This window comes from Microbispora sp. NBRC 16548 (genome assembly GCF_030268985.1).
GTDB lineage: Bacteria > Actinomycetota > Actinomycetes > Streptosporangiales > Streptosporangiaceae > Microbispora > Microbispora catharanthi.
The window spans coordinates 637712-659699 of record NZ_BSSF01000003.1 but is presented as its reverse complement, the minus strand read 5'-3'; the positions used below and the strand labels follow the sequence as shown (position 1 = coordinate 659699).

Below are 21988 nucleotides of genomic sequence, written 5' to 3'. Positions count from 1 at the left end.
GAGACTACCTACCATGCTGGAACGCCAGGGCGAAGTCCGGTACACGTGGTCTGTGGACTTCGACGAGGCGGCCGACCGGCTCTACGGCATGGTGCCCGAGGAGTTCACCTCGGCCCGCGACGCGCTGGCCAGGGAGACGAAGGCGGCCGGTGACGCCGCGCTGGCCAAGCGGATCAAGGCGCTGCGCAAGCCCACCGTCGTGGCCTGGGCCGTCAACCGGACGGCCCGCGAACGGAGCCAGGAGCTCGGCCGGCTGCTCGACCTCGGCCGGCGGCTGCGGGAGGCCTGGAGGGGCCAGGACGCCGACGCCCTGGCCGAGGCGGGCCGCGAACGGACCCCGCTCGTCGCCCGTCTCGTGCGGTCCGTACGCGAGGCGGCCGAGGAGGCCGGGCATCCGCTGGCCCCGACGGCCGACCTGGAGGTCGAGCAGACCCTCGACGCCGCCGTGGTGGACGAGGACGCGGCCGAGCAGGTGCGCCGGGGCCGGCTGGCCCGCCCCCTGAGCTACAGCGGCTTCACCCCCGCCCCGGTCGTACGGCCCGCCCCCGAACCGGCGGCGCGCGCACAGCCCACACCCAAGGCCGAACCCGAGGCCGAGCGCCACGCCGGCGACGAGGAGCGGCGGGAGCGCGAACGGCACGAAACCGAGCGCCGTGAAGCCGAACGCCGTCGCCGGATCGAGAACCTCGAAAACGCCCTCGCCGAGGCCGAGCAGGCCGCGCAGGAGGCGGAGCGGGGCCGCGCCGACTGGGAGGCCGAGCGGGCCGAGGCCGTACGCGAGCACGAGCGGCGCGCGGCCAAGGTCGAGACGATCACGGCCAAGCTGGTCAAGGCGAAGGACAAGCTGAACGCGGCCGAACACCGGCTGGAGGTCGCCCGCCGGGAGGAGACGAACGCCGAACGCGCCGCCCGATCCGCCCGCCAGCGTGCCGAGCAGGCCCATGCCGCCCTCGACGAGGCACGATCCGCCGACGAATGATGGCGCGGCACTGAAGGAGCGGAGCGGGCGGGAGGGAGGACCGCAGCGAAGGCCCAGCGGAGCGGGCTTCGCGAGGACCGGACCTTACGACCGGCGCAGTGACGTCTCACAGTGGGCGGTGCAGCCTCACCTCGGTGACGTCTCATAGCGGAACGGCCGGGCGGGGGCGTGTGCCCCGGCCCGGCCGTTCCGTTGTGATCTCCCGTCAGGGGGAGGCGATCCGCCCCAACGACGGTGGGATCTTGTGCGCGGCGGCGCGGTCGAGCAGGAACAGCGTGCGCTGCCGCCCGCGCGCCCCGGCGGCCGGCACCTGGAACGGTCCGGCGTCGGACAGTGCCATCCTGACCGCCTGAGCCTTCTCCTCGCCCGCCGCGACGACCCAGACCTCCCTGGCGGCCCGCAGGGCGGGGAACGTCAGCGACAGCCGGGTCGGCGGCGGCTTGGGGGAGCCGTGCACGGACACGACCGGCCGCTCCTCCTCGTAGACCCCCGGCTGGCCGGGGAACAGCGAGGCCACGTGGCCGTCGGGGCCCATGCCGAGCAGCAGCACGTCGAACGACGGCACCGGCCCGTGGTCCTCCGGCCTGGCCGCCTTGGCCAGCTCCGCCGCGTACGCGTCGGCGGCCTCCTCGGCGGTCATCCCCGAGTCGGGGCCGGGCATCGGGTGCACCCGCGCCGGGTCCACGTCGACGTGGTCGAGCAGGGCCTGGCGTGCCCCGGTCTCGTTGCGCTCGGGATGGCCGGTCGGCAGGAACCGCTCGTCGCCCCACCAGATGTCGAGCGCCCGCCAGTCGATGGCGTCGTGCGCCGCCGTCCCCGCGAGGGCGGCCAGCGTCGAGATGCCCACGGTGCCGCCGGTCAGCACCAGGTGCGCCGAACCGCGGGCCGCCTGCGTGTCCACCAGCCGCGTGATGAGGCGGGCGGCCACGGCCTGGGCCAGCAGTTCGGCGTCGCGGTGGACGATGACGGTGGGAACGCCGGTCACGCCCGTCCCCGCCCCTTCATCTCCGCCAGCCGGCGGATCGAGGCGGCGTAGATGTCGTCGGGGTCGAGCCTGCGCAGCTCCTCTGCCAGCAGCTCCGAGGTCGGCCTGCGGGCCAGGGCGACCCGCCGGTCGGGGTTGCCGGGCCGCGACAGCGTGGCGAGCCTGGCGTCGGTCCTGCTCACCGTCAGCTCGCCACCGCCCTCGATGGACAGCCGCACGCCCGTCAGGCCGGGGCCGCCGGAGTCGGCGATCTCGATCGGCGCCTCCAGCCGGTCGCACAGCCAGGCGGCCAGCAGCGGCGCGCTGGGGTTGCCCGCCGCGGCCTCCACCACGCCCCCGGTGATCTTCCCCATGGGCTGGTCGAAGGCGGCGGCCAGCAGGCTGCGCCACGGCGTGAGCCGGGTCCAGGCCAGGTCGGTGTCGCCGGGGACGTAGCAGCCGGCCCGCGAGGAGATGGCGGCGACCGCGTCTCCGGCCGATTTGGCGTCCATGATCCGGCGGCTGCCCAGGTGCCCGATCGGGTGCTTGGCGGGGATCTCCGGGCACTCGCCCGGCCACCACACCACCACCGGCGTGTCGGTGAGCAGCAACGGCGTGATCACCGAGTCGGCGTGCTCGGTCAGCTCGCCGTACAGGCGCAGCAGCACGACCTCGCCCGGCGCCGACTCGCCCACGCGGATCTCCGCGTCCAGCCGGTTGGGCTCGGCAGGGTCGCGGATGATCACCATAAGGATGCGCGAGGGGTGCTCGCGCGCCGCCTCGGTGGCCGCGCGCAGGGCGTCGTACTGCCCCGCCTCGTCCACCACCACGACGAGGGTCAGCACCATGCCGACGGCCGGCGCGCCCATCTGGTGCCGCAGGCGGGTGAGCGTCGAGGAGATCTTCGACGCGGTCGTCTCGGTCAGGTTGAAGGTCGTCACACCGCTCTCCGCTCGCTCCACCCCAGATGCGCCGCGCTGACAGCCGCGCTCACAGCCGCCTCCAGGCGCGTCCGTCCCTGGCCAGCATCGCGTCGGCCGAGGCGGGACCCCAGGAGCCGGACGCGTACCCCTCAGGCTGGCCCTGGGAGGCCCAGAACTCCTCGATCGGGTCGAGGATGTTCCACGACAGCTCCACCTCCCGCTGGTGCGGGAACAGCGGCGGGTCGCCGATGAGCACGTCGAGCAGCAGCCGCTCGTACGCCTCGGGGGAGGACTCCATGAACGACTCGCCGTAGGCGAAGTCCATGTTGACGTCCCTGACCTCCATGGCCGTGCCCGGCACCTTGGAGCCGAAGCGCACCGTGATGCCCTCGTCCGGCTGGACGCGGATGACCAGCGCGTTGTGCCCGAGGATCTCGGTGTCGTCCTTGCTGAACGGCAGGTGCGGCGCCCGCTGGAAGACGACGGCCACCTCGGTCATGCGGCGGCTGAGCCGCTTGCCCGTACGCAGGTAGAACGGCACCCCGGCCCACCGGCGGTTCGCCACCTCCAGCTTGACCGCGGCGTACGTCTCGGTGGCGGAGTCGGGGGAGATGCCCTGCTCCTCCAGGTAGCCGACGACGGGCTCGCCGCCCTGCCAGCCCCGCACGTACTGACCGCGGGCGGTGCCGGTGGCCAGGTCGGCGGGCAGCTTGACGGCCCGCAGCACCTTCTCCTTCTCCCGGCGCAGCGCGTCGGCGTCGAAGGACGTGGGGTCCTCCATCGCGACCAGCGCGAGGAGCTGGAGTAGGTGGTTCTGGATCACGTCACGGGCCGCGCCGATGCCGTCGTAGTAGCCGGCCCGGCCGCCGATGCCGATGTCCTCGGCCATCGTGATCTGGACGTGGTCGACGTAGCCGCGGTTCCAGATCGGCTCGTACAGCGTGTTGGCGAAGCGGAGCGCCAGGATGTTCTGGACGGTCTCCTTGCCGAGGTAGTGGTCGATCCGGAAGACCGAGCTCTCCGGGAACACCGCGCTGGTGATCGCGTTGAGCTCCTGAGCGCTCTTCAGGTCGTGCCCGAACGGCTTCTCGATGACGACCCGGCGCCAGGAGCCCTCGGGGCCCTTGGCCAGGTTCGTCCGCTTGAGCTGCTCGATCACGAGCGGGAAGAACTTCGGCGGCACCGACAGGTAGAACGCGTAGTTGCCGCCGGTGCCCCGGGTCTCGTCGATCTCCTTGAGCATCATGGCGAGCACGTCGAAGGCGCCGTCGTCGCCGAACTCGCCCGGGCAGAAGTGGATGCCCTCGCTGAGCTGCTTCCAGACCTCCTCGCGGAACGGCGTCCGCGCGTGCTCCTTGACCGCCTCGTACGTGACCTGGGCGAAGTCCTCGTGCGCCCAGTCGCGGCGGGCGAAGCCGACCAGGGAGAAGCCCGGGGGCAGCAGCCCCCGGTTTCCCAGGTCGTAGATCGCCGGCAGCAGCTTGCGCTTGGCGAGGTCGCCCGTGACGCCGAACAGCACGAGCACGCACGGCCCGGCGACCCTGGGCAGGCGCCGGTCGCGCGGGTCGCGCAGCGGGTTGGCGGCCACGGTCAGCTCGGTGGTCGCGGTGGTGGCGGCCTGAGCGGCGGCCAGGACCGCCCGCTCCGCGCTCGTCAGGTCGTCCCCCGCCTCCTGCGCGGCGCTGCGCGACTCCTGCGCCTGCAGGGCGTCGCCGGCGGGGGCCTGCGGCTCCTGTTGCTCCGTCATGTGTCCTCCCCGCGGACGGGCCCTTCGCCAGTAGCGCATCGCATGGTCAGAGCTCCTCCGCCACGGAGAGCAGGTGCCTGACCCCGGCGACGCGGTCGGTGAGGTGCAGGCGCACGGCCGGCCTGCCGCGGGAGGTCAGGGCCCCCAGGTCGCCCAGCGCCTGCGCGAGCTGCAGCCTGCCCAGCGTGTAGGGCTTGCCCGGGACCTCGACGTCGTCGGTCACCGCCCCGGTGATCTGCAGGAACACACCCGACGCCGGCCCGCCCTTGTGGTACTGGCCGGTGGAGTGCAGGAAGCGCGGGCCCCAGCCGAACGTGACCGCGTGGTCGGTGCGGTAGTCGAGCAGCGCCCGCAGGGTGGCGACGTCGGCGCTCGCCCAGGTCTCGGTCATCTCCTCGAAGGACGCCTCGCCGACGACCGCCGCGTCGAACGCGGCCTCGCGGTCGAGGTACGCCATGATCGCCAGGTAGCCGCGCTCGGGGATCGCGCGCAGCAGCCAGGTGAGGACGTCGGCCAGGTTCTTGAGGTCGCCGGGCAGGTCGCCGTACACCTCGACCGGGCCGTCGGTGAGCACCGGAGTGCCGGTCGGCAGCGGGCCGTCGCCGGCCTCCTGCAGGATCCGGGTGGTGTTCTCCTTCGACTCGGCGACGTTGGGCTGGTCGAACGGGTTGATCCCGAGCACTCGGCCCGCGATCGCCGTGGCGTACTCCCAGACGAGGAACTGCGCGCCGAGCGGGCCGTCGACGGTCGTGCCGCTGTCGGGCCCGATGGTGACGAGGAACTGGTCGTCCGCCTCCGCGGCCTCGGCGCCGACGACGGGCAGGATGCCCTTGCCCTCCTTGCCGGTCGACTCGGCGATGAGCTGCTCGATCCAGTCGGGCAGGCCGGTGATGTCGGACATGCCGTCGCGCAGGATCAGCTTGTCGCGGCCGTGCAGCGCCCGCGCGCCGAGCAGCGCGCCGAGCTCCAGGCCCGGGTTGCCCTCGTCCTGCGCGAGCAGCGGCGCCACCGCGGCGGCGTCGTCGAGCAGCCTGGTCACGTCGGCGCCCGCCAGGGCGCTCGGGACCAGGCCGAACGCGGTGAGCGCGCTGTAGCGGCCGCCCACGTTCGGGTCGGCGAGCACGACCGGATATCCGGCCTCGATCGCCGTCCGCTCCAGCGGGGAGCCGGGGTCGGTGACGACCACGATCCGCTCGGCCGGGTCGATCCCCGCGTCGCGGAACGCCTGCTCGTAGACGCGCCGGTGGCTGTCGGTCTCGATCGTGCCGCCGCTCTTGCTCGCCACCACGACGATCGTGCGGTCGAGCCGGTCGGCGAGCGCGCGCCGCACCTGGTGCGGGTCGGTCGTGTCGAGGACGGTCAGCGGCGCGTCCTCGGTGGCGCAGATCACCTCGGGGGCGAGGGAGGAGCCGCCCATGCCGGCGAGCACCACGTGGTCAAGGCCCTCGGCGCGGGCCCGCTCCACCAGCTTGGCGATCTCCGGGAGCAGCTCCCGGCTGCTGCGGGGCAGGTCGAGCCAGCCCAGCCGGATCGCGGCCTCGGACTGCGCCTGCGGGCCCCACAGCGTGGAGTCGCCCGCGGCGAGGGCCGCGGGCACCCCCTCGGCCACGAGCTTGTCCTTGACCGCCGTGACGGCGTCCGCCTCGTCGCCGAGGGTTACCTCGATTGTCATATGCAGCTCAGGCCTTCCGCAGCTCGCCGTCGACGGTTTCGAGAAGCTCGGTCCAGGACGTCTCGAACTTCTCGACGCCCTCCTCCTCCAGCGCGCGGACGACGTCGTCGTAGTCGATGCCGGCCTGCTTCAGCGAGGCCATGACGTCCCACGCGTGCTGATAGAAGGGGCGGATCGTGTCGCCCGAGATCCGGCCGTGGTCGGCCGAGGAGTCCAGCGTCTTCTCCGGCATGGTGTTGACGATCCCGGCCGTGACCAGCTGCTCCACGTACAGGGTGTCGGGGTAGTCGGGGTTCTTCACACCGGTGGAGGCCCACAGCGGGCGCTGCGGGTGCGCGCCGGCCGCGCGCAGCGTCTGCCAGCGCGGCGAGTTCATGACCTCCTCGTACGCGGCGTACGCCAGGCGGGCGTTGGCCACGGCGGCCTTGCCCTTCAGCTCGGCGGCCTCCGGCGTGCCGATCTTGTCGAGGCGCTTGTCGATCTCGGTGTCGACGCGGCTGACGAAGAACGACGCGACCGACTCGATCGTGGCCAGGTTGAGGCCGTTGGCCTTCGCCTTCTCCAGGCCGCTCAGCCAGGCGTCCAACACCTGGCGGTACCGCTCCAGCGAGAAGATCAGCGTGACGTTGACGCTGATGCCCTCGGAGATGGCCTGGGTGATCGCCGGCAGGCCCTCGACGGTCGCCGGGATCTTGATGAGCACGTTGGGCCGGTCGACCAGCCACCACAGCGCGCGGGCCTCGGCGATCGTCGCCTCGGTCTTGCGGGCCAGGCGCGGGTCCACCTCGATCGACACGCGCCCGTCGACGCCGCGGGTGGCGTCGAAGACCGGCCGAAGCACGTCGGCCGCCCAGCGGATGTCGAACGTGGTGATCGCGCGTACGGCCTCCTCGACCGTCACCCCGCGGGCGGCGAGGTCGCGCAGCTGCGCGTCGTAGGCGTCGCCCTTGCTCAGCGCGGAGGCGAAGATCGTGGGGTTGGAGGTGACCCCCGTCACGTTCTTGTCGCGGATCAGGGTGGCGAGGTTGCCGGAGCGCAGCCGCTCCCGGCTGATGTCGTCCAGCCAGATGGAGACTCCGGCGTCGGACAGCCGCTTCAGATTCTCATTCATCCTTCGTCCCTCAGTTTCCGGTCGTCTCGCCCTTGTCGGCGCCCGTCTTGGCCAGGCTGGCCTTGGCGGCGGCGACGACGCGGTCGGCGGTGAGGCCGAACTGCTCGTAGATCGTCTTGTACGGCGCGGAGGCGCCGAAGTGGTCGATCCCCAGGACCTCGCCCGCATCTCCAACGAACTCGCGCCAGCCGAGCGTGATTCCCGCCTCGACCGCGACCCGGGCCTTGACGGCGGGGGGCAGCACGGTCTGCTTGTAGGCGGCGTCCTGCTCCCGGAACCACTCCACGCACGGCATGGAGACCACGCGGGTGGGGATGCCCTGCGACTCCAGGATCGTGCGGGCCTCGACGGCGAGCTGGACCTCGCTGCCGGTGCCGATGATCACGACCTCGGGCTGGCCGTTGGACGCGTCCTGCAGGACGTAGCCGCCCCGCGCGACGGCGTCGGGGTCGCCCGCGCCGTCCAGGGTGGGAACGTTCTGCCGGGTCAGGGCGAGGCCCGCCGGGCGGTCGTTGTGCTCAAGGACGGCCTTCCACGCGGCCGCCGTCTCGTTGGCGTCGGCCGGGCGGACGACGTCCAGGCCGGGGATCGCGCGCAGCGCCCACAGGTGCTCGATCGGCTGGTGGGTCGGGCCGTCCTCGCCGAGGCCGATCGAGTCGTGCGTCCAGACGTAGGTCACCGGCAGCTTCATCAGCGCGGCGAGCCGCACCGACGGCCGCATGTAGTCGCTGAACACCAGGAACGTGCCGCCGTACGGGCGGGTGCCGTTGTGCAGCGCGATGCCGTTCAGAATCGCGCCCATGCCGTGCTCGCGGATGCCGAAGTGCAGCGTCCGGCCGTACCGGTTGCCGGGGAACTCCTTGGTCTGGTACTCGTCCGGGATGAAGGACGGCTCGCCCTTCATCGTGGTGTTGTTGGACTCCGCGAGGTCGGCCGAGCCGCCCCACAGCTCCGGCAGCACCGGCGCGAGCGCGCTCAGCACCTCGCCGGACGCCTTCCGGGTGGCGACCTGCGAGCCGATCTCGAACGACGGCAGCGCCTTGTCCCAGCCCTCCGGCAGCTTGCGCTTGGAGATCCGGTCGAACAGCTCCGCCCGCTCGGGGTTGGCCTCGCGCCAGCTCTGGTAGCCCTTGTCCCATTCGGCGCGCAGGGCCCGGCCGCGCTCGACGACCTCACGCGCGTGGTCGAGCACCTCGGCGGGCACCGCGAAGCTCTTGTCGGGGTCCATGCCGAGGACGCGCTTGGTCGCCGCGACCTCGTCGGCGCCCAGGGCCGAGCCGTGGATCTTGCCGGTGTTCTGCTTGTTCGGCGCCGGCCAGCCGATGATCGTGCGGAGCTTGATGAAGGTCGGCCGGTCGGTCTCGGCGCGGGCCGCCTCAAGCGCGTCGTACAGCGCCTGGACGTCCTCCTCGTACTCGCCGGTCTTGGTCCAGTCGACCTCCAGGACGTGCCAGCCGTACGCCTCGTAGCGCTTGGTGATGTCCTCGGACAGGGCGATCTGGGTGTCGTCCTCGATGGAGATGTGGTTGGAGTCGAAGACCACGGCCAGGTTGCCGAGCTTCTGGTGGCCGGCCAGGGCGCTGACCTCGTGGCTGATGCCCTCCTCGAGGTCGCCCTCGGAGGCGAAGCACCAGATCATGTGGTCGAACGGTGAGGCGCCGGGGGCGGCGTCCGCGTCGAACAGGCCGCGCTCGCGGCGGGCCGCCATGGCCATGCCGACCGCGTTGCCGATGCCCTGGCCGAGCGGGCCGGTCGTGGTCTCCACGCCGGCCGTGTGGCCGTACTCGGGGTGGCCCGGGGTGAGGCTGCCCCACTGCCGGAGCGTCTTGAGGTCGTCCAGGGTCAGGCCGTAGCCGGACAGGTAGAGCTGAATGTAAAGCGTCAGGCTCGAATGCCCGCAGGAAAGGACGAACCTGTCACGTCCCGCCCACTTGGGATCCGAGGGGTCATGACGCAGGACCCGCTGGAACAGAAGGTAGGCGGCGGGCGCGAGGCTCATCGCGGTGCCGGGGTGACCCGATCCCGCCTTCTCCACGGCGTCCATCGCCAGGGCCCGCACGACGTCGACCGCCTGCCGGTCAAGGTCACTCCACTCAAGGCTTGCGCTGCTCAACTGCTCGATCCCCTCTTGTCTTCGCGCCGGTTCTGGCATTTCCCGCCCACAGGGGACCCTAACGGGTTCCTCGTAATACCGTTTGGTAGCCACCTCGGTAACGGTGCCTGCGGCTTCGGCCCCGGTTCGGGGACCACCTGCGGTGGCGACTACAGTGATTTCGCAAGTGCCGGCTGCCGCCCGGAGACAGGCTGCCCGGAGATCCGCCCTAATCAGAGGTTACGCGTTGACCCCGCACGTGTTGGAAGCGCCTTGACGGTCTTGACGAACAAGCAGACGGTGGCCCCCCTCGGGTCCGCCGCGACGGCCACGGCTCCCCGCTCCATCGGGGCGCTCGTGAAGGCCTACGTGGCGCTCACCAAGCCCCGGATCATCGAGCTGCTGCTGATCACGACCCTGCCGGTCATGTTCCTCGCGGCGCATGGCCTGCCCGACCTGTGGACCGCGACCGCCACCATGGTGTTCGGCACCCTGTCGGCGGGCAGCGCGAACGTCCTGAACTGCTACATCGACCGGGACATCGACCGGACGATGCGGCGCACCCGCAGGCGGCCGCTCGCCAAGCACGACGTGTCGCCGATGGGCGCGCTGATTTTCGGTGTGATTCTCGGCACTCTTTCCACGCTCGGGCTCGCGCTCACGGTCAACGGACTGGCCGCCGCGCTGGCGCTGGGCGCGATCCTGTTCTACGTCTTCGTGTACTCGCTGGTGCTCAAGCGGCGCACGTCGCAGAACATCGTGTGGGGCGGCATCGCCGGCTGTATGCCGGTGCTGATCGGCTGGGCCGGCATCACCGGCGGGCTGTCGTGGGCCCCGGTCGTGCTGTTCGGCGTCGTGTTCTTCTGGACGCCGCCGCACACCTGGACGCTCGCCATGCGCTACCGCGAGGACTACGCGGCGGCCGACGTGCCCATGCTCCCGGTGGTCACCACCGAGCGCCGGGTCGTCCAGCAGGTCGTCGCCTACACCTGGGCCACCGTGCTGTGCTCGCTCCTGCTGTGGCCGATCGCCGGCACCTCCCTGCTCTACCCGGCCGCCGCGCTCGTGCTCGGCGCGGTCTGCCTGGTGGAGGTCTACCGCCTGCTCGGCCGCGTGAACGCCGGCAAGACCGGCGTCGACCTGCGCCCGATGCGGTTCTTCCACTGGTCGAACATCTACCTGGCGCTGCTGTTCCTCGCCGTCGCGCTCGACTCCCTGGTCGCCTGATCCTTTCCCGCCCGGCCCGCCTACGTCGGGCCTGCCGCCGGAATACGTCACAGCGCTGATGCCGCCGGCCGCGTCCTTGCGTACGTTCGAGCCATGGAACGGATGGCGGTGCGGCGGGCCGCATGGGCGGGGCCCGGCGGCGAACCCCACCGGGTGGAACCGCTCGACGCCCTGTTCGCGGCCGTCCTCGGCGTCCTCGCCGCGCTGGGCTCGGCGTCCGCCCTGTCCGAGCGCGGCCTGCGGCTCGACGCCGCCGGGTACGCGCTGGTCGCGGTGGCGGCGGCCGGGCTCGTGGCGCGGCGGGCGTGGCCGCTCGCGGCCCTCGCGACGACCTTCACGGCGACGATCGCCTTCCTGGCCCGCGGCCATCCGTACGCCCCGGTGCTCGAACTGACGTCGGTGGCGGTCTACTCGGTCGCCGCCTGGCGCCCGGAACGGGTGTCGGCGGCGGCGCTGGCGGCGGTGGCGGTCGCCTACCTGTCGTTCTCGTCCTGGACGGCGGCGCCGGCCGCGCCGGAGATGGGCGTGCCCGCGCTGGCCGCCCTGTGGCTCCTCGCGCCGTGGGCGGCCGGGGTGGCCGTGCGTGCGTACCGCCGGGTCAGGGCGCGGGCCGCCGAGGCCGAGCGCCTGGGCCACGTCCAGGAGGAGCGTCTGCGGATGGCCCGGGAGGTGCACGACATCGTGGGCCACAGCCTCGCGGTCATCAACATGCAGGCGGGGGTGGCCCTGCACGTGCTGCACAGACGGCCGGAGAGGGCGGAGGAGTCGCTGCGGGCCGTGCGGGAGGTCAGCGCCCAGGCGCTGGAGGAACTGCGGGTGGCGCTGCGGACGCTGCCCGGGACGCTGGACCAGGACCTGGCCCCGGCGCCGGGACTGGAGCGGGTGCCGGAGATCGTCGAGGCGGTGCGGCGGGGAGGCCTGCCGGTGAACCTGGTCGTCGAGGGAGCGCGACGCCGGGTGCCCGTCGCGGTGGATCTGGCCGGATATCGGATCGTGCAGGAGTCGCTGACCAACGTGGTGCGTCACGCCGGTGCGTCCCGGGCGGACGTGCGGGTGACGTACGGGCCGGACACGGTGTCGGTGACGGTGACCGACGACGGGACCGGCCGCCTGGGGCATGACGGTGACGGCCGGGGCGGCGGGCACGGCGCGGGACAGGGCGGCGGGCACGGCCTGCCCGGAATGCGGGAGCGCGCGGCGTCGGTGGGCGGCGCTCTGGAGGCGGGTCCGTGCCCGGGAGGCGGCTTCCGGGTCCTGGCCGTCCTGCCCTGCGAACCGCGCGCCGGCGGCGGGACCCGCGGATGAGGCCTGCGGGGGACGGACCCGGGCCCGTCATCCGGCTGGCGGTGGTGGACGATCAGGCGCTCGTACGCATGGGCGTGCGCATGCTGGTGGAGGACGAGCCGGACATCGACCTGGTGGCCGAGGCGGCGGACGGGGCGGCGGCGGTGGCCGCCGTCCGCCGGTGGCGCCCCGATGTGGTTCTCATGGACATCCGGATGCCGGTGCTCGACGGGATCGAGGCGTTGCGGCGGATCGTCGCCGAGGCCCCCGCGACCCGGGTGGTCATGCTGACGTCGTTCGATCTGGACGACCACGTGTTCGACGCGCTGCGGGCGGGCGCCTCGGGCTTCCTGCTGAAGAGCGCGGAGCCTGACGAGATGCTGCGGGCGGTGCGGGTGGTGGCCGAGGGCGAGTCCCTGCTGTCGCCCGCGGTCACCCGGCGGGTGATCGCGCGGTTCGCCGGGCGGCCTGGGCCGCCCGGCGAGGCGAGGGCGCGGCTGTCCGCGCTCACCGAGCGCGAACGCGAGGTGGTCGGGTGGGTGGCCGCGGGCCTGTCCAACGACGAGATCGCGCTCAGGCTCGTGGTCAGCGCCGCCACCGTGCGCACGCACGTGGGCCGTGCGATGACGAAACTGGGCGCGCGCGACCGCGCCCAGCTCGTCGTGTTCGCCTACCAGGGCGGGCTGCCGATCCCCGAGGGCTGACTACGCGGGCACGGGACGGGCGGGCCACCAGGTCGCGGGGCCGATGTCGAGGGCCAGGGCGGGGACCAGGATCGTGCGCACCACGAACGCGTCGGCGAGCACGCCGAGCGCGACCAGCAGGCCGAGCTGGATGTTGAGGACCACCGGGGTGATGGTCAGGACCAGGAACGTCGCGGCGAGCACGACGCCGGCACCGGTGATGACGCCCCCGGTCGCGACGAGCGCGGTCACCGTTCCCTCCCGGTGACCATGCCGCGCGACCTCCTCGCGCGCCCGGGCCATGAGGAAGATCGTGTAGTCCACGCCCAGCGCGACCAGGAACAGGAAGCCGAGCGTGAGCGCGGTCTGGTCGGTGCGGGGGAAGCCGAGGGCGTGGAACAGCAGCGCGGACAGACCGGCGGCCGCGCCGGACGAGAGCAGGGCGCAGCCGAGCAGCAGCAGGGGCGCGACGACCGCGCGGAGCAGGACGCCGAGGACGAGGGTGACGACGCCGATGACGAGAGGGGCGATCACCGCCAGGTCGCGGTCCATCGTGGCGTCGCGGTCGACCAGCGCCGCGGTCTGGCCCCCGACCAGCGCGCCGGGCGCCGCCTGGGCGAGCCGGGCGCGCAATCCCGCCACCGATCGCCTGGCCGGCTCGCTCGCCGGGGCGTCGGCGAGCACGGCGGTGATCCGCACCCAGTGGCCCGAAGCGGAGGTCTCGGCGGGGCCGGTCGAGGCGATCCCCCGCGCCGTCCTGGCCAGGGCGGCGACGGGCGCGGCGGCCCGCACCGGGGCGTAGACGAGGGCGGGAGCGGTGGTGCCGCCGGGGAAGTGCGCGCGGATGATCTCCTGCCCGGCCGCCGACTCGGGCTTGCGCGTGAAGTTGTCGCCGCCGTCGAGGACGCCCACCCGCAGGAAGACCGTGCCGCAGGTCAGCGCGGCGAGCGCGAGCCCGGCCAGGGCCCAGGCGCGGCGCGGCCGCCGGGCGACGAGCGCCCCGATCCGCTGCCAGATCCGCGTGCTGCGGGCGCCGGGAGCCCGTCGACGGGGGATCGCGGGCCAGAAGACGCCCCGGCCCAGCGCCGTCAGGAGCGCCGGCAGCAGGGTGGTCATCGCCAGCAGCGCCGCCACGACGGCGACCGCGGCGAGCGGGCCGAGCCCCTTGGTGGAGTTCATGTCCGCCGCGAGCAGCGCCAGCGCGGCGAGGGCCATCGTCGCGGCGGAGGCCGCCACGGACGGCACGGTGCGCCGCAGCGCGAGCGCCATCGCGTGGTGCCGGTCGGCGTGCTCCGCCAGCTCCTCCCGATAGCGGGAGATCAGCAGGAGCGCGTAGTCGGTGCCGAGCCCGAAGACCAGGACGATCATCAGGATCGAACCGGAGCCGCTGACCTCGGCGCCCGCCCTGCCGGCCAGCACGGCCCCGGCCTGCGTGGCCACCACGCCCGCCGCCACGCAGGCGAGGGGGACGAGCGGCAGGACCGGGCTGCGGTAGGTGACGAACAGGAGCAGCGCGACCACCCCCACGGTGACCAGGGTCAGCGTCCCGTCGATCCGCCCGTTGGCGTCCGTCGCGTCCGCGCGAGAGGCGGCGGGCCCCGTGGCGGCCGCCGCGAGCCCGGCGGGCAGCCCGGCCCGCATGATCTCCCGGGCCCGGGCCACGATCTCCCCGGCCTCGCCGGTCTCCATGGCGCGGCCCGGCACCGGGACGGTCAGCGTGAGCGCCTCCCCGTCGGCCGAGGGCGCCGGGCCGGTCACGCCCCCGCCCGCGAGGGCCCGGAGCCGGTCCCGGTCGTCCAGCACGGTCTCGCGGTCGGCGGCGCTCAGGCCGCCCTCCCGTGCGTACACGAGGACCAGCGTGCTGTCGCGCCCTGCGGGGAACTCCCGCCTGGCCAGCTCCACGGCCCGGGTCGACTGGGCGCTCGCGGGCATCCAGTTGGTCTCGTCGTTGTCCTGCACCCGGCCGATGCCTCCGGCCAGCGCGCCGAGGGGAACGAGCATCACCAGCCACGCGGCGATCACCGCCCACTTGCCGACCCGCCCCGCCGGCAGACCGGCCAGACGTCGCAACGTCTCCATTCCGCACCTCTCGTCGTCCTCGATGGGAGATCAACGGTGGTGCGCGGGGAGCGTCGCGGGCGTCCCCCGTGGAACGTCACGTGCCGCTACGGCGCGGCGCGTACGCCGTCGGGCCGTCCGCCGTACGGATCAGGCGCGGTAGGTGCGGCCGCGCTGGTCCGGTGCGGTCGCGACCAGGTCGCCCGGTGACGTACGCGCCGAGGTCAGATGGTGATGACGACCTTGCCGAACGCCTTGCCTGAGGCGTAATAGCGGTAGGCGTCGTGAGCCTGATCGAAGGGGAACACGCGGTCGATGACCGGGTGCAGGTCGTTGACCTCGACGGCTCGGTTCATGGCGAGGAACTGGGCTCGGCTGCCGACCGCGACGGCGCGCACGGTGGCGCCGGAGGCGAAGAGCGTGCGCGCGTCGAGCGGAGGCGCGGTGTCGGAGACGAAGCCCACGCAGGCGACATGCCCTGCCACCGCCACCGCCTTGAGGGACTGTTCCAGCAGGCCGGCGACGTCGATGACGCGGTCGGCGCCCCGCCCGCCGGTGAGTTCGCGGACCCTCGCGGGCCAGTCGGGGACGGCCCGGTAGTCGATGACCTCGTCCGCGCCGAGGCCGAGCAGGCGGGCTGCCTTCTCGGGGCCGCTGGTGGTGGCGATCACCCGGGCGCCGAGCGTCTTGGCGAACTGCAGGGCGAACAGCGACACCCCGCCCGATCCCTGCGTCACCACGGTCTGGCCCGGACGCAGGCCGTCCGCGCCGGTCACGGCGTTCCAGGCGGTGACCGCGGCGCACGGGAGCGTCGCCGCCTCCTCGTAGGACAGATGGCCGGGAACCGGCACCAACGCGTCCTCGTCGACCACGGCGCGTTCGGTGAGCATGCCGTCCAGCGAGCCGCCGCGCTGCGGCAGGTGCTCGATGCCGAACGGGCCGTCCTGCCAGCTCGGGAAGAGGGTGGCGGTGACCCGTTCGCCGATCCGCCGGGAGTCGACCCCGGGCCCGACCGACACGATGTCGCCGGCCCCGTCGGATACCGGGACCACGCCCGGCTTCACCGGCAGGACGTAGTCGCCGCGGGCGATCATCAGTTCCCGGAAGCTCAGAGACGCCGCGCGTACGGCGACGACGACCTGACCGACGCGGGGGACCGGGTCGGGGTGGTCTCTGATCGTCAGACCCGTGAGCCCGGCGCCGCTGTCAAGGTGGTAGCTGCGCATCGTCAGGCCCCGGCCTCGGAGTCGGTGGCGAGCGGGACGGGGGCGCCGGTCTTGCTGTAGCCGAGGGCCTCGACGATTCTCCCGTCCCGGACCCGCATGAGGTTCACTCCGCGCACCGAGTCCTCGGGGCCGTCGCCGAAGCGGTAGCGCCACAGAATCGTCGCGCGGTCGCCGTCGACCCAGACGTCCTCGGGCCCGAATTGGGTGGCGCGGTCGTCGGCGAGCGCCCGCCAGAACGTCAGGCACGCCTGGCGTCCCTCGACCCGCTCCCCGTCCGGAGCCGGCTGGATCGCCTCCATCACGCAGTCCTCGGCGATCAGGTCGTCGAGGATCTCGGGGGAGTGGTGGACGAACGCGCGGTTGAAACGGTCGATGACCTCGGCCGTGGTCCGTTGCGGCACTTCGGCTCCCTGTATGGATAGAACGTTCGGTCTATGGCTTTATATCGACTGGTCGATCTACTCGTCAACAGGACCGGGCCGTACGTTCAGGCCGGGTTCTCAGCGTCAGGCGCGGTAGGTGCGGCGGACGTTGTCGTCGGGCGTGGGAAGGCGCTCGGCGGCGGGGCCTTCGGCGAAGCCCTTCAGCAGGTTGGTCGTCGCGGTGGTGACGAAGGCCCGCGTACGCGCGTCGATCCCGTGGGCCCGCGGCAGGTCGCGGGTGCGTGCCATGAGCGTCTCGGCCCAGCGCATGGTCCCCGACGCGAACACCCCGGCCCCGCTCGGGACCGTGTAGTAGGCCGCGTCGGCGAAGCTGGGCCGCCCCACACAGGTCACCGGCGAGTGGGCGAGGATCTGCAGCGGCCTGGGCGTCGGCACGTCGGTGTTCACCCGGTCGTACTCCACGCCCACGAGGTGCGGGAACGCGTCGCCACGGCGCACGCCGGAGCCCGCGAAGATCCAGTGACGGGGCTCGTGCACCACGAACGGCGCGTCCACGGGATAGCCGTCGTAGTAGACCCCGATGAGCGACGACTCGGGATCGGCCTTCGGCGCCGCCCGGAAGTCGGTCGTCGCCAGCGACGGGCGCGTGCGGAGCAGCGGGTCGCGGTCCACCGCGGTCTTGTAGCAGACCACCAGCCTGCCGTCCTCCTCCATCCGGACGCGGCGGTAGCAGGTGTTGGCGCCCAGGAAGGCCAGGTTGGCTCCGGCGTCGCGGGCCTCGGTCACCGTGCGGCGCACGCCGGGCGTCCAGTACTCGTCGTGCCCGAGGAAGATCACCGAGGTGGCGCCGGTGAGCACGTCGTCGCCGGCCTCCAGGTCGCCGCCCGTCGTGTACGCCAGGGGCAGGCCGAGCCGTTCGGCAAGCGCCACCACCGGCCGCTCGTGGATGAGGAACTTCTCCATCCCAATGCTGTCGTAGGGCCGGTCGAAGCTGACCGCGAGCGAGCGGCTCTCGTAGCGGCCGTCATCGCCGTAGTAGAGGCTGTAGCCGCCCCACCGGTTGTACGCCTGCCAGGTGGGGGTGGCGTGGACCAGGACCGTGCGGCCGGCCCCGGAGGCCGAGCGCACGACCAGCGGCACGTGCCGCTGGTGGCCGCGCTCGGTGTCCAGGCGCAGCAGGTAGGCCCCCTCCGGCCAGCCTTCCGTGGACACGGTCAGGGAGCGCCGCCACCCGGCGCGTACGGTGCGGGTGTCGCCGGCGAGCCGTCCACGGCCCTGGTCGCGTCCCCTCATCCACCCCGAACGCCACACCCGGCGGGCGAGCGTCCCGCCATACCAGCCCATCCGGTAGGCCGTCACCCGGTAGCGGCCCTCGGCGGTGGAGACGTGCAGCCCGAACGACTCCCCGGGCAGCACGCTCGCGCGGTCGCCGTAGCCCTCGATCGCCTCGTCGGGTCCCCGCCTGCGCACCCGCCAGTCCGGGTCGCCGGGCAGCAGCCGTTCCGCCACCGGCCTCCTGCCCGGCGACGTGGAGGTGGAGGAGGGCGAAGGGGAGGCGGGAGTGGAGCCTTCCCTGGACGCGGGCGCGCATGCGGCGGCGACCGAGCCGACGGCGGCGGCGCACGCGACACGGAGGAAACCGCGTCGTCCGAGCCCGTCACGTGGTGCGACATCCATGATCGCCCATTGTGCCCGCAACCGGGACGTGCCGGGGACGGCCGGCACGCCTGCGAGATACTTGCCTCGGCACGGAATGCATGGGGATCTTTTGAGGCCGGAGGAGGACCGCGGCGGGCGTGGTCGGTTACAGTCGCACAGTGGCAGGCCTCGACCCCCGCGCCGTTCTCAGGGAGCGTCCGTCCATCGGCCTAATCGTGGGTCTGGTCGTCGCCGGAATCTGCGCCCTGGTGTCGTTCTCCTTCGACATCATCAACGGCGAGCCGGTCCAGTTCTTCATCGCGCTCGGGCTCGCCGTGGCCCCCGTGCCGCTGCTGCTCGCGGGCGTGCTCGCCCTCGACCGGATGGAACCGGAACCGCGCAGCAACCTGATCTTCGCGTTCGCCTGGGGCGCCGGCATCGCCGTCCTGCTCGCCGGCGTGCTCAATTCGCTCAACCTCGTCTACGTGGCCCATCAGCTCGGGGACACGACCAGCGCGCGCAACCTCGTCGCCACGTTCGGCGCCCCGCCTGTGGAGGAGACGGCCAAGGGGATGGTCCTGCTCGGGCTGCTGTGGTTCCGGCGGCAGGAGCTGGACGGGCCCACCGACGGGATCATCTACGCCAGCATGGTCGGGCTCGGCTTCGCCATGTCGGAGAACGTCAGCTACTACCTCGCCGCCCTCGAGGAGAACGGCGCGCAGGGGCTGGCCGCCACGCTCGTGCTGCGGGCCGTGCTGTCGCCGTTCGCCCATCCGCTGTTCACCTCCCTGATCGGCATCGCGGTCGCGTACGCCGCCCAGCGCGGCGGCGCGGTGGGGGTCGTCGTCATCGTCATCGGGTGGATCGGCGCCATGCTGCTGCACGGCCTCTGGAACGGCTTCGCCTCCTTCGGCGGCCTCGGCGGGCTCGCCATCGCCTACCTGCTGCTGATGATCCTGCTCATCGTCGAGCTCATCGTGATCTTCCGGGACAGACGGCGGATCGTCGGCCTGATCCAGCACTACCTGCCGCCGTACGAGCGCAACGGGCTGATCAACCAGGCCGACATCTTCATGCTGTCGTCCCTGCGCCGCCGGCGGCAGGCCAGGGCGTGGGCCAAGGCCCACGGCGGCAGGGCCGGGGCACGGGCGATGATCGACTACCAGGTCGCCTCCACCGAGCTCGGGCTGCTGCACGCCCGCGCGGCCCGGGGCGGGGTGGACGAGGAGACCTTCCGCGTCCAGCAGCGGTCGCTCGCGGACCTCATGGCCTACGCCAGGCTGTCGTTCCCGCTGCCGGAGCGTCACCAGGCGAACGCCGCGCGGGGGGTGCCTCCGCCGGGGTACGCGCCGGGCGCCCCGCCCCCGGGCCGGTGGCCGGGCGGTGGCCCCGCGGTGCCGCCCTGGTATGGACAGCAACCGGGCGGGCCGGGTTACGGTCCGCCGCCGGGCGGTCCGCCGCCCGGATACGGGCACCCGCCGGGCGGTCCCGGACAGCCGCCGGGCCCGCCACAGGGCCCGCCACAGGGCGGTCCCGGCCCCGGCGCCGGGCCGGGTTCCGGGCCCGGCGACCCGCGGCGCTGATTCCGCGCCGCGGCACGATCGCGGTACCGCTTGGCCCGGACGGCCGGTGCGTGTTTCAATCACTGTGCGCGGTGGCCACTTGATGGGTGGGCTCCAGGAGGGCGTGCGGCGATGCCGCACGCGTTCTTCTCGTACGACAGCCCAAGACGGCGCGACCTTCCCCGAAGGCGTGCCCGCCCACCATGAGGAGAACCCCCCACCATGAGCACCACAGCGCAATCCCCGCGTCGGAGATCGCTGTCCCTGAGATCGGGGCGAAAGCTCGCCGTACTCGCCGCGGTGGCGGCCGTGCTCGCCGGTCTCGTCGCGGTCCTGACGCAGACCGCGGCCGAGGCGCACGGCGCGCTGCAGGCCCCCGCGAGCCGCACGTACGCGTGCTACACCGACGGTCTCACCGGCGGCCAGATCATCCCGAACAACCCCGCCTGCAAGGACGCCGTGGCGGCCGGCGGCACCCAGCCTCTCTACGACTGGTACGGCGTGCTCCGCTCCGACGGAGGCGGCCGAACCCGGGGCTTCATCCCCGACGGCCAGCTGTGCAGCGGCGGTTTCAGCAAGTACGCCGCCTACGACGCGCCCAGGACCGACTGGCCGACCACCACGCTGAAGGCGAACAGCACCTACGACTTCGTCTACGGCGCGTGGGTGCCGCACCCCGGCGGCTTCAAGCTCTACGTCACCAAAGACGGATGGGACCCGACCAAGCCGCTGACGTGGGCCGACATGGAGGAGCAGCCGTTCCTCACGGTCGACCCCGAGCCCGCGGTCACCAACGGCGCCTACCGCTTCTCCGGCAAGCTGCCCAACAAGAGCGGCCGGCACATCATCTACGCCGTCTGGTACCGGTCCGACAGCCAGGAGACCTTCTACGGCTGCTCGGACGTGAACTTCCTCAACGACGGCGTCTCGCCCAGTCCTTCGCCGAGCGCCTCACCCACGAGGAGCCCGTCGCCGAGCCCCTCGGCCTCCCCGACGTCCGGGAACCCGGCGTGCACGGCCACGGTGAAGCTGACCAACACCTGGCAGGGCGGCTTCCAGGGCGAGGTCACGATCAAGAACACCGGCACGGGCCCGCTCAACGGCTGGTACGTCCAGTGGCAGATGTCGAACGGCGCGACGATCACCCAGGCGTGGAACGGGACGTCCATGCAGAGCGGGCCGTTCGCGATGATCCACGCCCCGGAGTGGAACTCCTCGCTGGCCCCGGGGGCCTCGGCCACGGCCGGGTTCCTCGGCAGCGGGTCGGCCACGCCGTCGATCAGCGACATCAGCTGCGGCTGAGCGGGGCCTGATCTCGCCGGGCACGGCCCGGCGCCGGAGTGAGTCCGCGGGAGACGCCCGGGGATGCCGTCACGGCGGCCCCCCGGGCGTTGCGCGATGGGTGGGCGGAGGAGGATCCGCCTCGTACCCGCGGTGCGATAGCCACTGTGGGTGTGGCCTCACCTCCCTCTGGGGATGGTGGGAGCGCTCCCACGTGGCCCGGACCCTAACGCGCCGCGCCGTCACCGGCCAGTGGACGGGCCTCCGGGGGTCCTGTCCGCCCAGCTCATGGCGTGCCGCCCGATGAAAGTTTCGCCGCGCCGCCCGCCGCCCGCCCGCCCGCCGTGCCACTCGCCGTGCCGCCCGCCACGCCGCCCGCCGTGCCGCTCGTGGAGGCCGTCCGGCGAGGCGCGATTCAGCCGGCCAGCGCGCGGTCGAGCGCGGTCTCGCGACGGCCGAGGAAGCGCGGCGAGGAGTGCAGGACCATGCTGTCGAGCAGGCCCTTGGCGGAGGCGGGGAACTCCCTGACGGCGTAGACCACCGTCTCCATCGGCCAGTCGCGGCTGGAGTCGTCGCCGACGCCGAACGCGTCCAGCCCGGCAGCGCGGCACAGCGCGACGGCCCGGGGGAGGTGGAACACCTGGGTGACGACGACGAGACGGGACGCGCCGAAGATCTCCTTGGCCCGTACGCAGGAGTCCCACGTGTCGAACCCGGCGTAGTCGAGCACGATCCTTGCGGCCGGGACGCCGTGCGCGATCAGGTAGTCACGCATGATCGAAGGCTCGTCGTAGTCCTTGCGGCTGTTGTCGCCGGACAGCAGCAGGGCCCGCACCTTTCCCGTGCGGTACAGCTCGGCGGCGATGTCGAGCCGGGCGCCCAGCATCGCACTGGGCTGCCCGTTCCAGACGCCCGCGCCCAGCACGAGCGCGGCCGGCATCGCGGGCACCTCGGCGGTCCAGCGCGTGCCCGGCTCCGCCGTCACCCGATGGGCGGCGCTCGCCAGCCAGGCCCAGGTCATCGGCGCCAGCGGCAGCACGCTCAGGGCGACCAGCCCCTGGAAACCCCGGCGCAGGGCCGTACGTGACCAGGTCCAGGGGCGGACGACCTGGGACAGGACGCCCTTGCGGGACGAGGAGCCCGGTAAGCCGGCCACCT

17 protein-coding genes are annotated in these 21988 nt (G+C 73.0%); 6 read left to right on the top strand and 11 right to left on the bottom strand.

Annotation, left to right across the window (positions count from 1 at the left end):
* The first annotated feature begins 13 nt into the window (after nt 1-13).
* Nucleotides 14-979 carry a hypothetical protein gene (locus QSK36_RS10865; protein ID WP_285782269.1) on the top strand — a complete coding sequence of 322 codons (966 nt, stop codon included), beginning with the start codon at nt 14-16 and terminating at the stop codon, nt 977-979.
* 205 nt (nt 980-1184) lie between these two features.
* Here QSK36_RS10865 and pgl read toward each other — a convergent pair whose 3' ends face one another.
* From pgl to tkt, 6 genes are read right to left on the bottom strand one after another with little or no spacing between them, the layout of a single operon-like run.
* Nucleotides 1185-1964: a 6-phosphogluconolactonase gene (gene pgl / locus QSK36_RS10860; protein WP_285782268.1), complete on the bottom strand. Its 780-nt coding sequence runs from the start codon at nt 1962-1964 to the stop codon at nt 1185-1187.
* Complete coding sequence (locus QSK36_RS10855) at nt 1961-2884, bottom strand: glucose-6-phosphate dehydrogenase assembly protein OpcA (RefSeq protein ID WP_285782267.1); 924 nt, start codon at nt 2882-2884, stop codon at nt 1961-1963. The genes pgl and QSK36_RS10855 overlap by 4 nt, the downstream gene beginning before the upstream one ends.
* A gap of 49 nt (nt 2885-2933) precedes the next feature.
* The gene (zwf, locus tag QSK36_RS10850) at nt 2934-4613 is read right to left on the bottom strand and encodes a glucose-6-phosphate dehydrogenase (RefSeq protein ID WP_183537318.1); all 1680 of its coding nucleotides are present in this window, start codon (nt 4611-4613) and stop codon (nt 2934-2936) included.
* A gap of 46 nt (nt 4614-4659) precedes the next feature.
* The gene (locus tag QSK36_RS10845) at nt 4660-6285 is read right to left on the bottom strand and encodes a phosphoglucose isomerase-related protein (RefSeq protein ID WP_285782266.1); all 1626 of its coding nucleotides are present in this window, start codon (nt 6283-6285) and stop codon (nt 4660-4662) included.
* Nucleotides 6286-6292: 7 nt separating this feature from the next.
* Nucleotides 6293-7396, bottom strand: coding sequence for a transaldolase (gene tal, locus QSK36_RS10840; RefSeq protein WP_183537322.1), 1104 nt, complete (start codon nt 7394-7396; stop codon nt 6293-6295).
* Nucleotides 7397-7406: 10 nt separating this feature from the next.
* Entirely contained in the window at nt 7407-9548 is a 2142-nt protein-coding gene (tkt, locus tag QSK36_RS10835; RefSeq protein ID WP_502883300.1) for a transketolase, read from the bottom strand.
* Nucleotides 9549-9761: 213 nt separating this feature from the next.
* Between tkt and QSK36_RS10830 the strand changes: the two genes are divergently transcribed.
* The 3 genes from QSK36_RS10830 to QSK36_RS10820 all read left to right on the top strand — a co-directional run bounded on the left by QSK36_RS10830 (nt 9762) and on the right by QSK36_RS10820 (nt 12703).
* A complete protein-coding gene (locus QSK36_RS10830) occupies nt 9762-10715 on the top strand; it encodes a heme o synthase (RefSeq protein ID WP_183537327.1) in 954 nt (317 codons plus the stop codon).
* A 93-nt stretch (nt 10716-10808) separates the two neighbouring features.
* The gene (locus QSK36_RS10825) at nt 10809-12020 is read left to right on the top strand and encodes a sensor histidine kinase (RefSeq protein WP_285782265.1); all 1212 of its coding nucleotides are present in this window, start codon (nt 10809-10811) and stop codon (nt 12018-12020) included.
* Entirely contained in the window at nt 12017-12703 is a 687-nt protein-coding gene (locus QSK36_RS10820; protein WP_183537331.1) for a response regulator, read from the top strand. Before QSK36_RS10825 ends, QSK36_RS10820 begins: the two co-directional genes overlap by 4 nt.
* Here QSK36_RS10820 and QSK36_RS10815 read toward each other — a convergent pair whose 3' ends face one another.
* From QSK36_RS10815 to QSK36_RS10800, 4 genes are all read right to left on the bottom strand, one after another.
* Nucleotides 12704-14761: an MMPL family transporter gene (locus QSK36_RS10815; RefSeq protein ID WP_285782264.1), complete on the bottom strand. Its 2058-nt coding sequence runs from the start codon at nt 14759-14761 to the stop codon at nt 12704-12706.
* 203 nt (nt 14762-14964) lie between these two features.
* Nucleotides 14965-15966, bottom strand: coding sequence for a zinc-dependent alcohol dehydrogenase family protein (locus QSK36_RS10810; RefSeq protein WP_285782263.1), 1002 nt, complete (start codon nt 15964-15966; stop codon nt 14965-14967).
* A gap of 2 nt (nt 15967-15968) precedes the next feature.
* Nucleotides 15969-16367 (bottom strand): nuclear transport factor 2 family protein, encoded by a 399-nt coding sequence (locus QSK36_RS10805; protein WP_183537337.1) that lies wholly within the window; start codon nt 16365-16367, stop codon nt 15969-15971.
* 105 nt (nt 16368-16472) lie between these two features.
* On the bottom strand, nt 16473-18026 hold the full coding sequence (locus QSK36_RS10800) for a N,N-dimethylformamidase beta subunit family domain-containing protein (RefSeq protein WP_285782262.1): 1554 nt from the start codon (nt 18024-18026) through the stop codon (nt 16473-16475).
* Nucleotides 18027-18166: 140 nt separating this feature from the next.
* Here QSK36_RS10800 and QSK36_RS10795 point away from each other — a divergent pair, with 140 nt between their 5' ends.
* Together QSK36_RS10795 and QSK36_RS10790 are read left to right on the top strand one after the other, a co-directional pair.
* Nucleotides 18167-19570, top strand: a complete 1404-nt coding sequence (locus tag QSK36_RS10795; protein WP_285782261.1) for a PrsW family intramembrane metalloprotease — start codon at nt 18167-18169, stop codon at nt 19568-19570.
* Between the two features lie 201 nt (nt 19571-19771).
* Nucleotides 19772-20851 carry a lytic polysaccharide monooxygenase auxiliary activity family 9 protein gene (locus QSK36_RS10790; RefSeq protein ID WP_183537342.1) on the top strand — a complete coding sequence of 360 codons (1080 nt, stop codon included), beginning with the start codon at nt 19772-19774 and terminating at the stop codon, nt 20849-20851.
* Between the two features lie 394 nt (nt 20852-21245).
* Here QSK36_RS10790 and QSK36_RS10785 read toward each other — a convergent pair whose 3' ends face one another.
* Complete coding sequence (locus tag QSK36_RS10785; RefSeq protein ID WP_285782260.1) at nt 21246-21986, bottom strand: SanA/YdcF family protein; 741 nt, start codon at nt 21984-21986, stop codon at nt 21246-21248.
* Between the last annotated feature and the right edge of the window lie 2 nt (nt 21987-21988).